The sequence below is a fragment of the Kiloniella majae genome, assembly GCF_002118315.1.
Taxonomy (GTDB): domain Bacteria; phylum Pseudomonadota; class Alphaproteobacteria; order Kiloniellales; family Kiloniellaceae; genus Kiloniella; species Kiloniella majae.
This window is the reverse complement of the sequence record NZ_MTSZ01000011.1, coordinates 18264-37414: the sequence shown is the minus strand read 5'-3', so window position 1 is coordinate 37414 and position 19151 is coordinate 18264. Positions and strand designations below refer to the sequence as shown.

17 protein-coding genes are annotated in these 19151 nt (G+C 46.3%); 11 read left to right on the top strand and 6 right to left on the bottom strand.

What is annotated here, in order from left to right; all coding sequences use genetic code 11:
* Positions 1–35: 35 nt before the first annotated feature.
* A complete protein-coding gene (locus BKB51_RS19690; protein WP_085902873.1) occupies positions 36–2099 on the bottom strand; it encodes a molybdopterin-containing oxidoreductase family protein in 2064 nt (687 codons plus the stop codon).
* Between the two features lie 148 nt (positions 2100–2247).
* Positions 2248–3135 carry a LysR family transcriptional regulator gene (locus tag BKB51_RS19685; protein ID WP_085902833.1) on the bottom strand — a complete coding sequence of 296 codons (888 nt, stop codon included), beginning with the start codon at positions 3133–3135 and terminating at the stop codon, positions 2248–2250.
* 130 nt (positions 3136–3265) lie between these two features.
* Between BKB51_RS19685 and acdA the strand changes: the two genes are divergently transcribed.
* Together acdA and BKB51_RS19675 are read left to right on the top strand one after the other, a co-directional pair.
* Positions 3266–4561 carry a 3-sulfinopropanoyl-CoA desulfinase gene (gene acdA / locus BKB51_RS19680; protein ID WP_085902832.1) on the top strand — a complete coding sequence of 432 codons (1296 nt, stop codon included), beginning with the start codon at positions 3266–3268 and terminating at the stop codon, positions 4559–4561.
* Between the two features lie 103 nt (positions 4562–4664).
* Positions 4665–6278, top strand: a complete 1614-nt coding sequence (locus BKB51_RS19675) for a thiamine pyrophosphate-binding protein (RefSeq protein WP_085902831.1) — start codon at positions 4665–4667, stop codon at positions 6276–6278.
* Positions 6279–6386: 108 nt separating this feature from the next.
* Here BKB51_RS19675 and secA read toward each other — a convergent pair whose 3' ends face one another.
* Positions 6387–9062 carry a preprotein translocase subunit SecA gene (secA, locus tag BKB51_RS19670; protein WP_085902830.1) on the bottom strand — a complete coding sequence of 892 codons (2676 nt, stop codon included), beginning with the start codon at positions 9060–9062 and terminating at the stop codon, positions 6387–6389.
* 250 nt (positions 9063–9312) lie between these two features.
* Here secA and BKB51_RS19665 point away from each other — a divergent pair, with 250 nt between their 5' ends.
* The 5 genes from BKB51_RS19665 to BKB51_RS19645 all read left to right on the top strand — a co-directional run bounded on the left by BKB51_RS19665 (position 9313) and on the right by BKB51_RS19645 (position 13929).
* Entirely contained in the window at positions 9313–10632 is a 1320-nt protein-coding gene (locus BKB51_RS19665; protein WP_085902829.1) for a peptidylprolyl isomerase, read from the top strand.
* 151 nt (positions 10633–10783) lie between these two features.
* On the top strand, positions 10784–11716 hold the full coding sequence (locus BKB51_RS19660; RefSeq protein WP_085902828.1) for a peptidylprolyl isomerase: 933 nt from the start codon (positions 10784–10786) through the stop codon (positions 11714–11716).
* A 72-nt stretch (positions 11717–11788) separates the two neighbouring features.
* Positions 11789–13021: a bifunctional glutamate N-acetyltransferase/amino-acid acetyltransferase ArgJ gene (gene argJ, locus BKB51_RS19655; protein WP_085902827.1), complete on the top strand. Its 1233-nt coding sequence runs from the start codon at positions 11789–11791 to the stop codon at positions 13019–13021.
* Between the two features lie 52 nt (positions 13022–13073).
* Complete coding sequence (mutT, locus tag BKB51_RS19650; protein ID WP_085902826.1) at positions 13074–13532, top strand: 8-oxo-dGTP diphosphatase MutT; 459 nt, start codon at positions 13074–13076, stop codon at positions 13530–13532.
* Between the two features lie 133 nt (positions 13533–13665).
* Positions 13666–13929 carry a ribbon-helix-helix domain-containing protein gene (locus BKB51_RS19645; protein WP_085902825.1) on the top strand — a complete coding sequence of 88 codons (264 nt, stop codon included), beginning with the start codon at positions 13666–13668 and terminating at the stop codon, positions 13927–13929.
* Positions 13930–13947: 18 nt separating this feature from the next.
* Here BKB51_RS19645 and BKB51_RS19640 read toward each other — a convergent pair whose 3' ends face one another.
* Positions 13948–14853 (bottom strand): methyltransferase domain-containing protein, encoded by a 906-nt coding sequence (locus tag BKB51_RS19640; protein ID WP_218044099.1) that lies wholly within the window; start codon positions 14851–14853, stop codon positions 13948–13950.
* Positions 14854–14956: 103 nt separating this feature from the next.
* On the opposite strand from BKB51_RS19640, the gene BKB51_RS19635 reads away from it, so the two are divergent.
* The 3 genes from BKB51_RS19635 to BKB51_RS19625 all read left to right on the top strand — a co-directional run bounded on the left by BKB51_RS19635 (position 14957) and on the right by BKB51_RS19625 (position 16913).
* Positions 14957–15694: a ComF family protein gene (locus tag BKB51_RS19635; RefSeq protein WP_198946814.1), complete on the top strand. Its 738-nt coding sequence runs from the start codon at positions 14957–14959 to the stop codon at positions 15692–15694.
* Between the two features lie 131 nt (positions 15695–15825).
* Complete coding sequence (grxC, locus tag BKB51_RS19630) at positions 15826–16095, top strand: glutaredoxin 3 (RefSeq protein ID WP_085902824.1); 270 nt, start codon at positions 15826–15828, stop codon at positions 16093–16095.
* Positions 16092–16913, top strand: coding sequence for a carbon-nitrogen hydrolase family protein (locus BKB51_RS19625; RefSeq protein WP_085902823.1), 822 nt, complete (start codon positions 16092–16094; stop codon positions 16911–16913). Before grxC ends, BKB51_RS19625 begins: the two co-directional genes overlap by 4 nt.
* Positions 16914–16922: 9 nt before the next feature.
* Here the strand turns inward: BKB51_RS19625 and BKB51_RS19620 are convergent, their stop codons facing one another.
* On the bottom strand, positions 16923–17435 hold the full coding sequence (locus tag BKB51_RS19620) for a class I SAM-dependent methyltransferase (RefSeq protein WP_085902822.1): 513 nt from the start codon (positions 17433–17435) through the stop codon (positions 16923–16925).
* Positions 17436–17618: 183 nt separating this feature from the next.
* Here BKB51_RS19620 and BKB51_RS19615 point away from each other — a divergent pair, with 183 nt between their 5' ends.
* Positions 17619–18038, top strand: coding sequence for a DUF1178 family protein (locus tag BKB51_RS19615; protein WP_085902821.1), 420 nt, complete (start codon positions 17619–17621; stop codon positions 18036–18038).
* 87 nt (positions 18039–18125) lie between these two features.
* Here BKB51_RS19615 and ubiG read toward each other — a convergent pair whose 3' ends face one another.
* On the bottom strand, positions 18126–18899 hold the full coding sequence (gene ubiG / locus BKB51_RS19610; protein WP_085902820.1) for a bifunctional 2-polyprenyl-6-hydroxyphenol methylase/3-demethylubiquinol 3-O-methyltransferase UbiG: 774 nt from the start codon (positions 18897–18899) through the stop codon (positions 18126–18128).
* Positions 18900–19151 lie beyond the last annotated feature (252 nt).

Genomic DNA, 19151 nt, shown 5'->3' with positions numbered 1-19151 from the left:
TTTATGTGCGGAAGATGCCCATTGTCTGAGAGTTCTCAAGCCGGCGCAATATCGACAAACGTGTCGTTGTAACAGGCCCCGGACATGATATCTGTTCTGGTTTCCGAGTTGATCAAGGCATTTACAGTCTGATTTGAATCACTTGATTTTAACCACGTACCTTTTGGCGAATAGAAAACGCCGGGTTTGACCTTGTCTGTAACTTTGGCTAAGAGAATAACTTCCCCTAAAGCATTCCAGATTTTGACCTTTGAATTATCAGTAATACCCTTTGCTTGAGCATCCTGTGGATGAATTTCCAGTTGTTCTATGGCGATTGATTCTGCGTGTCCACCAAAGGTCGCATTTGTGCGCTTGCTCGATGAAGGGGAAATCAAAGCAAAAGGAAGGTCCTGTGTGACTTCTTCGTAACGGGGAAGGCCATAACCGAACTGTTGTTCCATATCTTCAGAATAAAGCTCTATTTTTCCAGATTTTGTTGCAGGAAAGACCGTTGCGCACATGATCAGTTCCTGATCATTTTCTGCCAACATAGGCAAAGAGCGATCGAGAGGCACTTCACTGGGGCGAAGGCCCTTCATCTGTGGGGACTTGAGATCGTAGGCTTCATCCATCAGTTGGTAATCGTCCGCTTTAAAGAGATCGTCGTTAAATCCAAACCGGGCAGCCAATCGACGGAAAATTTCGGTGTTGGGAAGAGAGTTCCCCACAGTGGGAATAACAGGTTCTGCCCTTTGCAGATGGGCCTGACCATAGGCGGCATAGATATCAGGGAACTCGAAATGGCTTGATGCTGGTAGAATAACGTCAGCATAGGCCATGCTGTCGTTCATCTCGACATCACAACCAACGATAAAGACATCTTCCCGGCTGAGTGCGCGACGCATTCTGTTTTGGTCCGGATGGGTACAAACCGGATTATGGTTGTAGATGAAGACGGCTTTGATCGGTGGGGCCAGACTATCGTCGAGAATGTGCTTGGCAACATCAACGATATTGAGCATTCTGGTCCCCTCTGGTATCAGATCCGGGCGTCTCAGTTTACCTGTCGTCGCGGGAAATGCGAGACCTTGTTTGGCGATGACACCAGCTCCTGTCCGTCCCATGTTCCCTGTAATCGCCTGAAGTGCCATAGCGGCGCGGATAGAAGATCCACCTGAGTGTCCGCGCTCTGCGCCATTCCCAACCGACATGGAAACATTTTTTGCTTCGGTATAAATGCTCAGGAACTCTTGAATCTGTTCTAGGGGGATTTCACATATCTTCGCAGCATCTTCCAATGAGTATTTTTTTGCGGCGGTTAGATATTCTTCGATACCATGGACCCAACGTTCAATAAATTCGGTGTCGAGCGCAGAACGCTTTTCCAGTTCAGCAGCCAGTGCCAAGAAGAGAACGATATCTGTGCCGGGTTTGATCTGAATATAGAGGTCAGCCTGTTCTGCAATCTTTACTTTCTTGGGATCGATGACGATCAGCTTTGCGCCATTCTTTTTAGCGGCTTTAATGATCCTCGCTAAATGGAGGTTGGAAACTGTAACGTTATTGCTTGCCACTACAATCAGGTCAGATTTGGCCGCCTGTTCTGGTTCCATGCCGGGGGCATTCCCGAACAGACTTGTATAGGCAGTTCCTCGCACAGCCCCACAGAGGGGGCCTCTGTCGAGTTGGGTTGCGCCTAATTTATGGAAAAAGCGAAAATCCATAGAACCACCAGCGAGTTGCCCATGAGGTCCTGCGTAGTTGAGGGGAAGCACGGACTGAGGCCCATGTTTTTGAATAGCAGAGGTCAAACCGTCATATACACGGTCAAAGGCCTCTTCCCAGCTGATAGTTTTGTATTCCAATGATCCTCTGGGGCCCGTTCGTAAAAGAGGTTGCGTTAAGCGTCGTTCCCCATGAATGAAGTCAGGGTAATAGTCTGATACCTTCTTGCATATGGCGCCGGCAGTATAAGGATTGGCATTTGATCCTCGTACCTGAATGATATGTTTTCCGTCTGTGACGACAGACAGGCTACAGGTATCTGGGCAATCTAGAGGGCAAACGCTGGGTTTGGTCTGCAGGTCTGTTGCAGTGGATGTTGTATCCAGGGACATTTTCTTTGGCTCCATACGCGTAAGTCGCGCTTTATTTCATCTTTCCTGATGTAATCTTTTTTCTGATGATTACTTATGGCAGGATAGAGCCAATTTATTGTTCTAGTAGATCCATTTATTAGAATGGTTTAGTACCGCTTCTCCTGAATTAGCTGGTCAAAACGTCTCTCAGCGTTTTAGCAAGAATACCTGTCAAATCCGGGCGTTGTCCGCGATGTTTTTCAACAAGAGAAACTGTTCGTGTTGAACTCGGTTTGCCAAAGGGACGAACCAGCAGGTTTTCTCTATCTTCTAAACTGTTTTCGGGCACAATTGCAGCCCCTAGGCCTTTGGCGACCATGCGCTGGATTGCTTCCAGGGAATCAAGCTCCATGGCTTCTCTTATGTTTGCACCTCGGATTTTAAGGCTTTGTTCGATAACGCGCCCCACACCTGTCAGATGGTTGAAACGGACAAAGGGAAGTTGGCTTAAAAGTGCGATATCACCATCTTTGGATTTGGCTATTTTTTCATTTTCAACATTTTTCTGGGCGATGACGACAAGGCGTTCTTTCCTGAGTTTTGTTGATTTTAATGCTTCGTCGAGACGCTGGGCTTCCGTGATGATGACGCAATCCAGCTTTCCCTGTATCAGTTCACGGGTTAGTTCTGTGCTCAATCCACTTTCGAGCCGTACATTAAGGCGTGGATGCTCTTGGCCAAGTCGGGCAAGGACTTCTGGTAAAAAAGATGATGTTGCGCTGGGGATGGCACCTAACCTCAAGAGACCGGATAGATCTCCTGCTTTTGACCCAGCCTCAGACAGGGAATCATAGAGGTTGATAATTTCCTGTGCTTTTCCCAGTAATCGGATACCTGTTGGATTGAGATCAGGTGGGCGACGAGTTCGATCAAAAAGTTCAGTTTGTAATTCGTCCTCCAACGATTTGATCTGCATGCTGATGGCTGAATGGGTTAAGCCCAGCTTTTCTGCCGCAGCCTGAAAGCTGCCGGTTTCGGCAATTTCTATTAAAGTTCGAAGTTGGCGTATGCCCATGAGATAATGTCAAAATAATTGAAGTAAGAAGTTATTTTAATTCGTTTGATTTGAAGAAAGCAAGCGCGAGATAATAAAATCAATGAACAACCCATGACTTTTGCCCCTAGAGACCGGATGGAGAGACCAAATGTTGGCAGATCTTGATCGACTAGATGCTTCTGAAGCTTCTGATAAAACAGAAAAATCGCGTCTGTTCGCCATTGAAGACATCCGACAGCGCGCCAGAAGCCTTGCGCAGGACGTTTTTGCGCCTCGGGCTGCGTCGATTGATTCTGCAGAGATGTATCCTTGGGAAAATTGCTTTGCTTTACGGGATGCTGGCTTTATGGGGATGACAATCCCCAAGGCTTACGGTGGTGCCGGAGTTGGGTATAGGGAAGCTGTTGTGTTGGTCGAAGAAGTTGCTAAGGCTTGTGGTGTGACCGGACGTATCGCTGTTGAAGCAAACATGGGGGCTATTGGTGCCATTATGGCCTATGGTTCAGAAAAGCAAAAAAAACTTGCTGCTGAATTGGTTCTTGATGGTGATAAGCCTGCCATTTGCATTACGGAACCAGAAAGCGGTTCAGCAGCTACGGAAATGACGACGCGTGCCGATAAAGTCGGGAATGGTTATGTCCTAAACGGTACAAAACACTGGATTACTGGTGGGGGTGTTTCACGGCTACACCTTATCTTTGCACGGGTTTATGAGAATGATGAACCGCAGGGAATTACTGGCTTTCTTGTTGTTCGAGGTGAGCTAGGTGCAGAAGGGTTGTCCATTGGACGGCGGGAACCAACGATGGGGCTGCGGGGAATTCCGGAAACAGAGGTTCATTTGAAAGATTTGCACGTACCTTCTGATATGATGTTGCAACCTCCTTCTGGTCTTCGAAAGGGCTTTGGCGATCTTATGACGGCCTATAACGGGCAGCGTGTGGGGGCTGCTGCTGTTGCACTTGGGATTGCAGCCGGGGCTTATGAACAGGCAGAAACCTTTATTCAAGAGCGCGAGCAGTTTGGTCGCCCGATTTGTGAATTTCAGGGGCTACAGTGGATGCTTGCTGATATGTCTGTTCAAATTAGTGCGGCAAGGGCCTTGATAAATGAAGCCGTTTCAGGGGAAGGGTTTCCGGATAAGACCAAGGCTGCGCAGGCAAAGCTCTTTACATCTGAAATGGCCGTTACAGTGACCAATAACGCACTACAGATGCATGGCGCGGCTGGCTATTCCAGACGTAACCCTGTTGAGCGTATGGTCCGGGATGCACGCATGTTTACCATTGGCGGTGGAACGGCACAGGTTCTCAGAAATGTGATCGCTTCTGATTTGCTAAATCGCAAATTTCCGCAGACAAGAGATGGCTATTTGACTCGTTCTGAAGATAAATCTTCTATGGATGATTTGCGATCAGTTGTTCAGTATAGCTCTAATTGTTAAATATAGAGCAATAAGATACTGCTAAGCATCTGATTTAAGTAACTTGCTCTTAGCGGCGAGTTACTAGTGTTGTGTGTAATGATTAAATTTGAAAGAAGCCACGATGAGCTTGACGACCGCCGACATTCTTGCCCAACGCCTTTTTGAGGCAGGGTGCCGCCATGCATTCGGTATCCCGGGCGGTGAAGTTCTAAGTGTGATGCACGCACTGGATCGTGCCGGCCTTGAGATTGTATTGACCAAACATGAAAACGGCGCAGGCTTTATGGCAGAGGGTACCTATCATCGTACGGGCGCACCGGGTGTTCTTTTTGCGACGCTGGGCCCAGGCATGGCCAATGCTTTTAATGTCATTGCTAATGCGCACCAGGATCGAGTGCCATTGATCTTTCTAACAGGCCGGGTCGATGATTATGATATGGCGAGTTATACACATCAGGTTTTTGATCACTGCAAGGCACTGGAACCAGTTGTAAAAGGTAGTTTTACCCTTGTTGATGGTGCTGTTGACCGTGTTGTTGATAAAGCCTTGTCCTTGGCACAATCAGGTCGTCCAGGACCTGTGCATATTGATGTGCCGATCTCTTTAGCTGCGCAGGTTCAGAGCGCAGTGCCTAAGCAATGGCAACCTAACTATTTACCAACTGCACCTGCAGATAATGTTGACTTTGCGGATCTGAGAGAGCGCTTATCCAAGGCAGAAAGACCTTTGGCTGTTTTAGGACTTGAAATTCTTAGCGAGGGCTGTGAGGCAGAAGTAAAAGACTTCCTTCTTAAACATGGTATTCCATCCGTTGCTACTTATAAGGCCAAAGGAATTGTGCCTGATGATCACCCTCTTTCTCTTGGTGGCGCGGGGCTTTCCCCGAAAGCAGATAAAACGGTCTTACCTCTGATCGAGGAAAGTGATTGTATTCTACTGATCGGTTACGATCCGATTGAGATGCGACACGGTTGGCAGGATGTCTGGCAACCAGAAAAACAGTTTGTTGCTGAATTTACGATTGAGCCGAATTTACATGGCATGCATCGGGCGAGCGGTACCTTTGTTGGTTCTTTGGCTCCTGCATTGCAGGTCTTGGATCGTGGGTTGGAGCTTGGCGCCGTTTGGGACGACGGTGGTTTTGCAAAAGCTAAACAAGAGATCTGTGCCGCATTCCCGTGTGATGAAGAATGGGGGCCATCTGCGATTGTTGATGAAGTGCGAAAGGCTTTGCCTGATCATGGATTGGCATCGGTAGATTCCGGGGCACATAGGATTTTACAAAGCCAACAGTGGGTTTGTAGAGAACCCCATACGCTTATTCAATCCAGTGGGTTGTGCACGATGGGCTGTGCGTTACCTTTGGCGATGGGTGCGAAAGTCGCATCACCAGATTTACCCGTTGTTGCCTTTACAGGTGACGCAGGGCTAGAGATGATTCTTGGTGAATTGTCGACACTCAGAGATTTGAAATTACCTGTTGTCGTTGTCGTCTTTGTTGATGCATCACTTGCCTTGATTGAGTTAAAACAACGCGGAAGTGGAAGGGAAAACCTTGCTGTCGATTTTGGGGGAACTGACTTTGCTGCCTTGGCTGATGCCATGGGCGGAATTGGTATCAATGCCCGAAACCGTAATGAGTTACAAACAGCTCTGAGTTCGGCATTTGAAGGCGAGAAATTTACTTTGATTGCAGCTCACATTGAGCGTGAATCTTATGACGGAAAATTTTAACTCTCGGATACAACAAGCATTCGATGGGTGCATTTCGCAGAAACAATAAAGGCGGCTGAAAAGCCGCCTTTATTGTGGGTTGATTTTGGAAATCAACTAACCGTTTTTTTAGCTAAGCTTACCGTGGCAATGTTTGTATTTCTTGCCTGATCCACAAGGGCATGCTGCATTGCGGCTGGTTTTGCCCCAAGTCGAGGGATCGTTTTGGTCAAACTCTTTGGCTTGAACAGTTGTTGCCCCACTTTCTTGTGCCGGGTCCTGTCTGGACTCGTGCATTTCTTGCTGTTGACGCGGAACCGTTGCGTTTTCAGGTGTCTGTAGTTCGAAACGATGCATCAGCATTGTCAATTCATCACGTACTGAATTGAGCATGCTTTCAAACATTTCAAACGCCTCACGTTTGTATTCATCAAGCGGATTTTTTTGTCCGTAAGCCCGCAGGCCAACAGCTTGTTTAAGGTGATCAAGTGATAGCAAGTGTTCTTTCCACTGCTTGTCCAGCACCATAAGAAGTAGCTGTTTTTCCAGAGAACGCATAACTTCCGGGCCATAATTAGCTGTTTTAGCAGCCATTTTTTCGTTACTGGCCTGAAGAATACGATCCAGAATTTCCTGATCGGCTATACCTTCTTCTTCGGCCCAGTCTTTAACGGGCAGGTCCATTGCAACAAGGCGCATGCATTCTTCGTGAAGGCTGTCCAATTCCCATTGCTCTGCATAGGCATTGGCCGGAATTGTTCGCGTTACGAGATCTTCGAGAACTTCATGTCGCATGGAAGCCACAGTGTCTTTGACTTCTTCTGCTGACATGACTTCTTTGCGCTGTTCGTAAATAACCTTACGCTGGTCATTCATCACATCATCAAACTTGAGGATGTTTTTACGAATTTCAAAGTTTCTGGCTTCGACTTTTTTCTGTGCTTTTTCCAATGCTTTGTTCACCCATGGGTGAATAATAGCTTCGCCGTCTTCAAGGCCAAGCTTTTGGAGCATTGAATCCATGCGCTCAGATCCAAAGATACGCATCAAATCATCTTCGAGGCTGAGGAAGAACTTGGATGCACCGGGGTCTGATTGTCGGCCAGAACGTCCACGAAGCTGATTGTCGATACGACGACTTTCATGACGTTCGCTACCGATCATAAACAGGCCACCAGCTTTAGTTACGATCTCTTTGTTCGCAGCAACTTCTGCAACAATTTCTGCAGCTTTAGCTTGCTTCTGAGCTTCGTCAGACATGCCGAGCGTTTCGTGCTCTATGCGCATTTCTTCGTTACCGCCCAGTTTGATGTCTGTTCCGCGACCGGCCATGTTTGTTGCAATGGTTACCGCACCGGGTGCACCCGCCTGGGCAACAATCATCGCTTCTTGTTCATGGTAGCGCGCGTTTAGAACCTTGTGCTCAATCTTCTCTTTTTTGAGTAGAGCCGCAAGATATTCTGATTTCTCAATCGTTACCGTACCAACAAGGACAGGTTGCTGACGTTCGTGACACTCTTTGATCTGCTTGATAATAGCAGCATCACGCTCTTGGCCTGTACGATATACCTCGTCATCGTGGTCAATACGAATACAGGGTAAGTTGGTTGTCATGGAAATAACGTCTAGCGCATAGATTGCTGAAAATTCTTCAGCTTCTGTCATCGCTGTACCCGTCATCCCAGCCAATTTGGGGTAAAGTCGGAAATAATTCTGGAAGGTGATTGATGCTAAAGTCTGATTTTCCTGCTGGATATCAGCATTTTCTTTCGCTTCAAGTGCTTGGTGCAGTCCCTCAGAGAAACGACGCCCTTCCATCATACGGCCCGTGAACTCGTCAATGATCACAACTTTATTGTCTTTGACGATGTAATCTTTATCACGCTGGAATAATTTATGCGCTTTTAGTGCCTGATTGATGTGATGCAGTGTGCTGACGTTCTCGATCTCGTAGAGAGAACCTTCCATTACACCGTCGCTGATGAGTTTTTGTTCTATAAAGTCAACACCTTCGTCAGTCAACGTTACAGAACGTGTCTTTTCATCAAGCTCATAGTGCTCTTCTGTTAGCAAAGGCACGTATTTATTAATGGTAATATAGCTCTCTGATGAGCTTTCCGCAGGACCAGAGATAATAAGCGGGGTTCTGGCTTCATCAATGAGGATCGAATCTACTTCATCGACGATTGCATAGTTGAATTCTCTTTGAACCATCTGGTCGATTTCAAACTTCATGTTGTCACGAAGGTAATCGAACCCGAGTTCATTGTTTGTGGCATAGGTGATGTCACAGCTGTAGGCAAAGGTACGCTCTTCTTCGCCCTGACCTGGGAAAACACATCCAACGGTCATACCCAGGAAGCGATAAATTTGCCCCATCCATTCGGCATCACGCTTGGCAAGGTAGTCGTTGACGGTTACGACATGAACACCCTTGCCTTCAATCGCATTCAAATAAACAGGTAATGTTGCAACAAGTGTTTTACCTTCACCTGTTGCCATTTCACTGATCATGCCACGGTGGAGGACGATACCGCCCATCATCTGAACATCAAAGTGTCTCAACCCAAGAGTTCTACGAGATGCTTCACGAACGGTTGCAAAAGCTTCTGGAAGGATATCGTCGAGAGTTTCTCCCTGCTTCAGTCGGTTGCGAAACTTCTCTGTTTGTCCTTTGATATCGTCGTCAGATAGTTTTTCCAGCTCTGATTCAAAGCTGTTGATAGAAAGGACAATAGAGTTAAGGCCTTTAAGATAACGGTCATTGGCAGAGCCAAACATCCGCTTCACAAGCGCACCGAGCATTGAGTACCCCTTGCGTGAAAACGCAGTTCTAGATTTGGTTATAAAAAGTCAATGTGAGACATAGGGCGCAGGCTGGCGGATGTCAATGTGAAGCTGGATTCAATTGATGGAAAATAACGCAGAGGCGGTGATTTCGTGGCTTGTGAGCGTTGATTATAAGTATTTCATTGATACTCGCTTTAGGTTGTAGTGACTTTGTTGTAGTAAGGATAAACTTTTCTATTTCTTCTGAGCCGGAGCCAGAACTTAAATGAATTTTCGTAATGTCATTATCCTTTTTAGTCTCCTGATTGCGGCTGGTTTTGCGCAAGAAGTTAAGGCACAACAGAGTATAGATGATGAATGGAAAAAAGAGCAGCGCGAAAGTGGTGGGAAGCTTTTGAAGTTTCTTTTCGGAGATGATGAAGAAGAAACTCCCGAGACGGATGATGTTCAAAAAGAAAAATCCACTGTAACAACAACCAAAACACCAACCGAAACAACACAAGATGATGTTGTTATTATCCCCTCTTCTGAGGAAAACACGCCGGAAGCTAATGATGATATAACTCAGGCAACACCTGTTGAGCCTGCGGTAAGTTCTCCTGAAGAAGCACCGGTTGTCGAAGTTATTCCCGGACAGGAAAGAGACGGACTTGCTCCACCACCTGGATTTAGCGAGGAAGTTCAACAGAAGCCTGAGAATAGTATCGTAGTTGAAGATTTATCAACAGAACCGGCTTCTCAAAATACTTCATCATCGGATGTCAAAACTCAAGAGGACACCCCTGCAGCTTCGGATGAAGGAAATAAATTATCTCTCACTAAAACCGAAGGCGAGTTAGATCGCTTGGCGCGAGAGAACCCGGTTGTTGCTGTCGTTGAAGGGGATGAGATCTATTGGCAGGATATAACGCAGGCTGCAAAAAAATTACCTGAACAGTATCAAGGGCAACTTGAGACCATGTTCCCTATCCTTCTTGATCGTGCCATTGATTTGAAACTTCTGGCCCATGCTGGTGCCGATGCTGATATGGACGAAAAGGCTGAGGTAAAAAGAAAACTGGCTCTGGCTGAAGAGAAAATTATCCGTGACGCTTATCTTGAACAGCAGTTGGACGAGATGATCACCGAAAGCATGTTAAAAGATAGATATTTCGCCTTGCTTAGAGAAAATGTTGTAAATGCCGAAGTTCGCGCGCGCCACATTTTGGTTGAAACCAGAAATGAAGCTCTGGCACTGGTTATTGCTTTGGATAATGGTGCTGAATTCCATTTGCTAGCGAAGAAGTTTTCGAAAGGACCCTCTGCTGAAAAAGGTGGGGATTTGGGGTGGTTCAAACAAAAAGATATGGATCCTGAATTTGCGTCAGCTGCGTTCTCTTTGGCGCCAGGGACTTATACGAAAGCACCTGTTGCCACCGATTTTGGTTGGCATGTTATTAAGCTGGAAGATAAACGTGATGTGAAACAGCCGACATTCGAATCTATGCGTGCAGAAATCAAAGACCAGGTTAGCCGAGAGTTGGTGACACGCATGGTTCGAGACTTAAGAAAAGACGCGGATATATCGGTTTTCCCTGCTAACTGATTGTGGGTTAACTGATTCATTGGCGAACGAATTAAAAATATACATATCGCCTTTCTCTTGACACAGTCATGGGATTTGGTGCTGATCGATTAAAAGGGAATGGCAGTAAAAAACTGCCCCCCAAATGTAATTAATAAGGAGTTATCTTTATATGTCTGCAAAACAGATTATCTTTCCTCTTGTCGGTATCGTTGCTCTAGCTGGTGCAGCGTATGCTGGTTATTCCTATGGAGTAAAAGGAGGAACACTACCTTTCCTTGGTGGTGATCAGGCTGCTGAGGTAGCATCAGATGCTCCGGCTGGGGATGATCCGGTGATGGCCAAGGTTGGTGATATTGAAATTCGCCGCTCAGAGGTTGTGAAGTTTGCTGAAAGCATTCCAAATATTCCTCAGGAACAGATCGAGCTTATTCTACCAGAACTTGTTGGTCAGGTTGTGGACTTGAAGTTGATCACAAAAGAAGCAAAGACAAGCGGCTTGGGAAATGATCCTGAAGTTCAAAAACGCGTACGCGATGTTAAAGAGAGAATTTTGGTTGAGATCTTCTTGAACAGAGCTCTTGAAAAAGAAGTTACGGACGAAGCAGTTGAAAAAGCCTATCAAGACTATCTGACTGAAAACCCGGCAGTTCGTGAAGTTTCTGCCCGACACATTCTTGTGGAAGAAGAAGAAACCGGAAAAGATTTGATCAAGCAGCTAGATGAAGGTGCTGACTTTGCGACTTTAGCGAAAGAGCACTCTACTGGCCCAAGTGGTCCAGGTGGTGGAGATCTGGGTTTCTTCCAAGCTGAGCAGATGGTTAAACCTTTCTCAGACGCTGCTTTCGGTATGAAAGTTGGTGAGCATTCTTCGGCTCCTGTTCAAACCAGATTTGGCTGGCACGTTATTAAAGTTGACGCCGAACGTGATTCTGAACAACCGACAAAAGAACAGCTGGATGGCCAGCTTCGCTCAGAACTTTCAAGAAGTGCATATGAAGGTATTGTCGATAACCTCAAAAATGGGGTAGAGATTGAAATAATTGGTGCTGAGGCCGAAGAGGCCGCGCCGGCAGAAAATGAAGAAAAACCTGCCAGCGAATAATATAGAAAAGCCCGGTTTAACCGGGCTTTTTTGTGGCTGCTGTTGAGGCTGTGAATAGGTAGGATTTGTGTAATGGAACTTCAAAAATCTCCGCTCGCACCCGCGAGTTTTCCGGAAATGCCTGAAATAGAGGGCGTTAGACTTTCGACGAAAGCTTGCGGTGTGAAATATCAGGGCCGTAAAGATGTTCTGCTGATGAGTTTTGATGAAGGAACAACGATCGGTGGCGTTTTGACACGTTCACTTACCTGTTCAGCGCCTGTTGAATGCTGTCGTGATCATCTGAAATTTGGGGAAGCCAGAGCGATTGTTGTGAACTCTGGTAATGCAAATGCCTTTACCGGACGCTTGGGAAAAGTGTCTGTTACCCGAACTGTGGAGGCAACGGCTAAAGAATTGAATTGTTCTGAAAATGCCGTTTTTGTTGCTTCAACCGGGGTTATTGGTGAGCCTCTGCCCGATGAAAAAATAACATCGGCTCTGGGAGATCTGAAATCTGATCTAAGGTCTGATAGCTGGCAGGATGCTGCTGAAGCCATTATGACAACTGATACCTTTGCCAAAGGGGCAACAATCACAACGCAGATTGATGGTAAAGTTGTAACCATTAATGGTATCGCCAAAGGATCAGGAATGATTGCTCCTGATATGGCAACGATGCTTAGTTTCGTTGCAACCGATGCGGCTTTGTCTCCGGCAATGGTACAGAATTTAATCTCAAGCGGCGCGGACTTATCTTTTAACTCTATTACAGTTGATAGTGATACCTCTACAAGTGATACAGTACTTCTCTGTGCTACGGGGAAAGCAGGAAACTCGCTATACAATGACATCAACGCACCAGAACTTGTCGATTTTATACAGGCTTTGAATAGTGTGCTGAAAGATCTGGCGCATCAGGTTGTGCGGGACGGTGAAGGCGCAAGCAAGTTTGTTTCTATTGATGTCACGGGGGCGGAAACAGATCAGGCTGCACGCCGTGTTGGGCTGGCGATTGCGAATTCTCCCCTGGTGAAAACGGCTGTTGCTGGTGAAGATGCCAATTGGGGACGCGTTGTTATGGCTGTTGGGAAGTCAGGTGAACGGGCAGACCGGGACAAGCTTTCCATTGCCATGGGCGGCGTTACGATTGCTAAAGATGGTCAGCGGGTTGATGGCTTTGACGAGGGACCCGTTGCTCAGCATATGAAGGGGCAGGAGATTTCTATTGCTGTTGATATCGGCATTGCTGATGGGCAAGCAACAGTCTGGACCTGTGATTTGACCCATGGTTATATAGAAATCAACGCTGACTATCGCAGTTAATCACGATTCTAATCCGTGACTTGATGATCAGATAAAATTCCAGGATATATTTATGAGCTCTTCTGAAGAAGAACAAGGCTGTTGGGCCGCTGAAAAAAGGCATGAAACAGCGAAACCTATCGTGCTCGTTGCCGCTGCGGCCTTGGTTGATAGTGACGGACGGATATTGCTTGCACAGCGCCCCGAAGGCAAATCCATGGCTGGTTTGTGGGAATTCCCCGGGGGGAAAGTCGATCCGGGCGAGACACCGGAACAGGCGTTGGTGCGTGAGCTGAAAGAGGAGCTTGGCATAGATACACGCTCGTCCTGTCTTGCACCCATTGCTTTTGCGTCACATAGCTATGATGACTTTCACTTGCTGATGCCGTTATTTGTCTGCCGCATTTGGGAAGGCAATATTACAGCACTTGAGGGGCAGGAGTTTGCTTGGGTCCGCCCCGTGCGATTACGGGACTATCCGATGCCTCCGGCAGATGAGCCTTTGGTGGCATTGTTGCGAGATTTGCTATAGACTTTAAGACAGTAGTTCCAGTGACGAGTCTTGCTTGCTGATTAATAAGTCTGATCTCTGGATTGCGAGGGGAATAACAGGCATCTTTTTGAGGGGTGCGTCCGGGTGCAAAACACTGACGCAATTGGGGTTAATGTCGACACTAGTAAACCGTAATATCACGTTGAAAGGGCGAAGAACCTCTTTGCGTCTGGAACCGGATATGTGGGAAGCGCTTTTTGAAATTTGTGTGCGTGAGAACTGTCCGATTGGTGAGCTTTGTACACAGATTGACGAAGCAAAAGAAGAGTCTTCTTTGACCGCAGCGATTCGCGTTTATATTCTTATTTATTTCAGAAACGCAGCTGCATCAGACCGACTAAGGGATGTTGAAACATTTCTTGGTGAGGCGATCTGATTAATCGCATAATTCGCTTTAAGTCAGCTTGGTCTCTTCAGTATTCAAAAAATCAGAAAGTCGTTCTACGGCACTTCCCGGTCTCAATGGTTTCTGTTGAGATGTGTGAGGTGCCCAGCCTGCAAGATAAACGACGTCAAACGTCGCATTAATTCTGCCCTCTGAATCAGAAAATTTTTCCTGATAAAGCTCCGCAGCCTTTAGAAGGGTTTCTCTACGAGTAAAAGATTTTCTTCTGTTATGAATGGCATTGGTTTCCCCCATACCCCGTAGCTCTTTCATTAAATCAAATGCGTTGACATAGCTAACTTCAATACGGTCAAAGTCTGATACAGGTAAGGCAAAGCCAGCTCTCTGTAGTAAGGCGCCAGCATCTTTGACATCAATAAGCGGTGATACTCTGGGGCTCACACCGCCTTCAATCTCCATTTCCGCTTCCATAAAACACGCCCGTAGCTCTTTCAGACTTTCTCCCCCAATCATGGAAGCTAAAAATAGCCCGTCTGCTTTCAGGCTTTGGTGAGCTTGTAAGAGAATTCCCGGTAGATCGTTGATCCAATGAAGACAAAGATTACTGATAATGAGGTCATAAGATTGCGGAACAGAAGGCATGATCTCTGATACAATCTCTACGTCATTTGATGGTGGGGTATCTTTCTTTGGAAGCTTGGGATGTTCTCCTGATAGAAATTTAGCGACTGTAAAATCTTGTATTCCACCTCTGGTCCCGAGCGTTTCTTTCAGGATGGTGTGGTTAGATCCGAGATCAAGTGCTTTTGGGAAGTCGCGCGCGATATCCATAAGCCTGTCACCAAGCCGATCTGCAATTTCTCTGAAAAGGAAATCATGATTATCGACGAGTTCTCGGGCGCGGCTATGGTGCTGATTTACAGATTTACGGTCAAAAATATAGATATCAGTCATGATTGGACCCAATAGGCACATAGATAATTAAGCACGGAGATAATTTTCCGGTTATACCAGATTGCTTCTTGATGACCAGATCAATTAGCATGGTGCTATGCGTATGATGAAGGAATTGCTGCCGAATTTTTTAAACAAAGGTGTAAATTATTTGTTCCCGCCTGTTTGCGGGAACTGTGATGGTGCGATATGGGACAATACAGGGATCTGCGCGGATTGCTGGAAGGATCTGACGTTCATTTCCGGTGCTTGCTGTTACTCATGCGGTTATCCTTTTGAGCTATCCCGCGGGAATGAAGTACTTTGTGGTGAGTGCCTTCATTCTCCTAAAGCCTTCGATCAATGCCGGGCTACGCTGGTTTATGATGCACACAGCAAAGATATGATTATAGGCTTTAAACACGCCGATAAAACGTACCTGTCTGTCCTCTTTACAAGGTGGTTGTCATCCTGTGGACAGGGAATTTTAGAGAAGGCAGATGTTATCGTTCCCGTTCCACTTCATCGAAGACGTTTGTTGAGTCGTCGATACAATCAATCGGCTTTATTGGCTCATCGCTTGGCACGCTTACATCACAAAAAATATATCCCGAGCTTACTTCTTCGAACCAAAAACACATTTTCCCAGGGACAGTTCTCCATGACAGGGCGTTGGCGAAATGTGCGGAATGCATTTGTTTTAAACAATAAGTATAAAACAGCAGTTGAAGGGAAACATGTCGTCTTGATTGATGACGTCTATACTACAGGTGCAACCCTGGATGCCTGTGCTCGGACGCTTAAAAAGAGCGGTGCAGCCTCTGTTAGTGGTATTGTTTTAGCGCGAGTAACAAAAGAGTGATGGCATCATGGATATAAAATTTTATTGCCAGATACTGTAATTTGTTAGTAAGTGCCCTAAATAGAGTTACTCGCAGGTTTTGTAATGAGATGCCTGCTTATGTAAACACAGCGAAATTAGGAATGTTCTTTATGGCTGAAGTTGTTGTTTATTCCAGTATGCTTTGCCCTTATTGCATACGTGCAAAAAAGTTGCTGAAAAGCAAAGGTGTTGCCTTTAACGAGATCGACGTAATGATGGAACCCCGCCGTAAGCCAGAGATGGTTGAGAAGGCTGGTGGACGTACGTCTGTCCCGCAGATTTTTATTGATGGTGAGCATATTGGCGGCTGTGATGAACTCATGGCACTGGAAAGTGCGGGGAAACTGGATACCAAACTGGAAAGCAGGATTGCCTCTTGAATAAATTCAAAGCAGCTTGTGTGCAACTAACGGCTGACCGGAACGACGATATTACTTTAGGGCCGGCCTGTGATCTTATTCGTCAGGCGCATGCCCAAGGCGCCGAGTATATTCAGACACCTGAATGTACTACGATGATGGAGCCCAATAAAAAGCTTACGCTTGAAAAAGCATTACCCGAAAGTGAACATCCATCGGTTAAGGCTTTTTCTGCACTCGCTGCTGAGCTTGGGGTCTGGTTGCACATTGGTTCTTTGATTGTTGGCACCGAAGAAGCCCGAGCGGTAAATCGTGCGTTTCTGTTTTCTCCACAGGGGGAAATTGCGGCCCGGTATGACAAAATTCATATGTTTGATGTGGTCATTCCGGATGGGCAGTCCTATCGTGAATCAGCAACTTTCAGACCCGGCGAGCAGGCTGTTGTTGCCAAGCTTCCCTGGGGCGAATTAGGTATGGCGATCTGTTATGATGTTCGCTTCCCTTATCTGTTTCGGGCGCAGGCTAAAAAAGGCGCAATGATTCTAACTGCTCCGGCTGCCTTTACCAAGTTCACTGGGGAGGCACACTGGCATACGCTTTTGAAAGCACGTGCAATTGAAAACGGCTGTTTTGTCATTGCTGCCGGACAATGTGGTGTTCATGCTGAAGGCCGGGAGACATACGGTCATTCCCTTATTATTGCACCTTGGGGTGAAGTACTCGCTGATGGGGGGGATCAACCGGGGGTAATCGTTGCTGATATTGATCTTGATCGCGTGAAGCAAGCCCGGGATATGGTGCCCTCAATACACCATGACAGAGAATTCACCCTAGGTTAATCCCGCTAATTATTTTGAATTCACAGCGCAGATACGCTGAACAACGGCGGGGTTGGGTTCTGTGATTGTTACTTCTTCGTAATTCTGCACTCTGAGGTGCGGATGGTAATTATCCAGGAGTTCTTGGGGTTTTAACAAAAAATCTGGGTTTTTGGGGCGCCCGAATTTTTCATTTCCAATCATAAATGTCTCATAGATCAAGACGCCACCGGGTATGAATAGCGCCGGGAGTAAAGGCAAAAGGGGGCGGAAGAGATAGTTGGTAACAATGATACCGCCAAACTTCCTCTCTGATAGAGGGAAAGGACTTCCGTCTTCCAGGTCTGCCTGAATAATCTCAGCCCCGGGATAATTTTCCAGATCATCAAGAGCATCGATGTTCTTATCGACGGCAGTCACGTAGTGTCCTGACATTAAGAACAGGCGTGCATGTCGACCGGCACCACAGGCAAGATCCAATATATCACTGCCTTCGGGGATGTATCCTGCATGTTTAAGTACCCACGAAGATGGTTCGCTCATAACCTTTACCCCTTTGATTCAATACAGTGAAACAATCTGTTAAAGAGTGTTATATTATATTGAGTACTGGTTCATGCTTTTATAGGCAATAACTTATGGTCTCAAAGGCTTGACCATTGCAGATCTCATCAGTCATAACCATATCCCGTGCATGAGTGACAGTATTAATAAAGCAGGATTAGAATGATTCTTTTCGATTTGAAATGCGAAAACGATCACGTTTTTGAAGCTTGGTTTAAGGATAATGCCGCCTTTAAGGATCAATCTGAAAAGGGGATTGTCCTGTGCCCTAACTGTTCTTCCAAGGACGTCAAAAAGGCCTTGATGGCACCGAATGTCAGTCTTGCTAATAGTGAAAAGAAGCAAGTTTCAACAACCGAGCTAGCTAAAGCGCAGAAATTTTTATCTGAAGCTCAAAAGGCGGTTGAGAGTAATTTTGATTACGTCGGCAAAGATTTTGCCAAAGAAGCCCGTAAAATTCACTACGGCGAATCAGACAAGAAAAATATTTATGGCGAAGCCAGTGAAACAGATGCCAAAAGCCTTAAAGAAGAAGGCGTAGCTTTTTCATCAATTCCATGGAAGCAAAAAGCAGACGCTTAACCGTGTGGGATATAAGCATCTACTTTTTAGCTCAATCTGACATTTTTCTACGATGACAGCTTTTTCGTAAGTAAGCTTTTATTGCGTTTACTGTGGCTTCTCTGCAATCAGCATGTAGTTCACATCCAGGTCTTTAGCATCTTGATGCCATTTATCCTGTAGCGGGTTATAGACAATACCCATCAAATCTTCAGTCTCTAGCCCATTGCGACGGAGCAGGTCGACAAATTCTGACGGGCGCAAGAACTTGTTCCACTCATGAGTCCCTCGTGGCACCCAACGTAAGAGGTACTCAGCGCCGACGATGGCGAGAAGATAGGATTTCTTCGTGCGGTTTAACGTCGATCCAAACATCGTGCCACCAGGTTTCACTAAGGCAGCGCAATCTCGGCTGTAGGCTTCGACGTCGGCGACGTGCTCAATGACTTCCATATTGATGACTGCGTCGAATTGTGTGCCTTGTTCAACGAGTTCTTCGGCCGTCATATGCCGATAGTCCATTTCAAGGACGCTTTCTTCGGCGTGGATACGTGCTATTTCGATGTTTCGATGTGATGCGTCGATACTGGTTACTTTTGCGCCGAGCCTTGTAAGAGGTTCTGATAGCAAGCCGCCACCACATCCGATATCAAGAATTGTAAGGCCTTTGAGTGGTGTGAGGCCCGTGATATCCCGATCATGCTTTTTCGCAAGGTGATCTCGAATGTAGCTAATGCGGACAGGGTTTAGTTGATGAAGAGGCTTGAATTTTCCCAAAGGATCCCACCATTCATCTGCCATGGCCGCGAACTTTGATATTTCTTGCGGGTCAACGGTAATGCCGGATGCTTCATCTTTTTCGGGGGCCTGAGCTGCATTCATCTTATTTTCTTGCCACTTTCTTTGTCCCCGTCCTTTTGAATAAGGAGGCGAGAAATTTATCATCGCATGAACACTATTTTACATTTTACATGTGTAATTGCATTCGTTTTTCGTACGCATTTTCTTGCGTCACTGTGCCGTGCAGAGTATGGATATGTCGAGCCCGGAGAGCAACCGTTTGAAAGTGGTTTTTGACGGTAGTATTCGGGGCAATGCGATTAAATATATATTTTCCTCACAGGATGAGTTCCG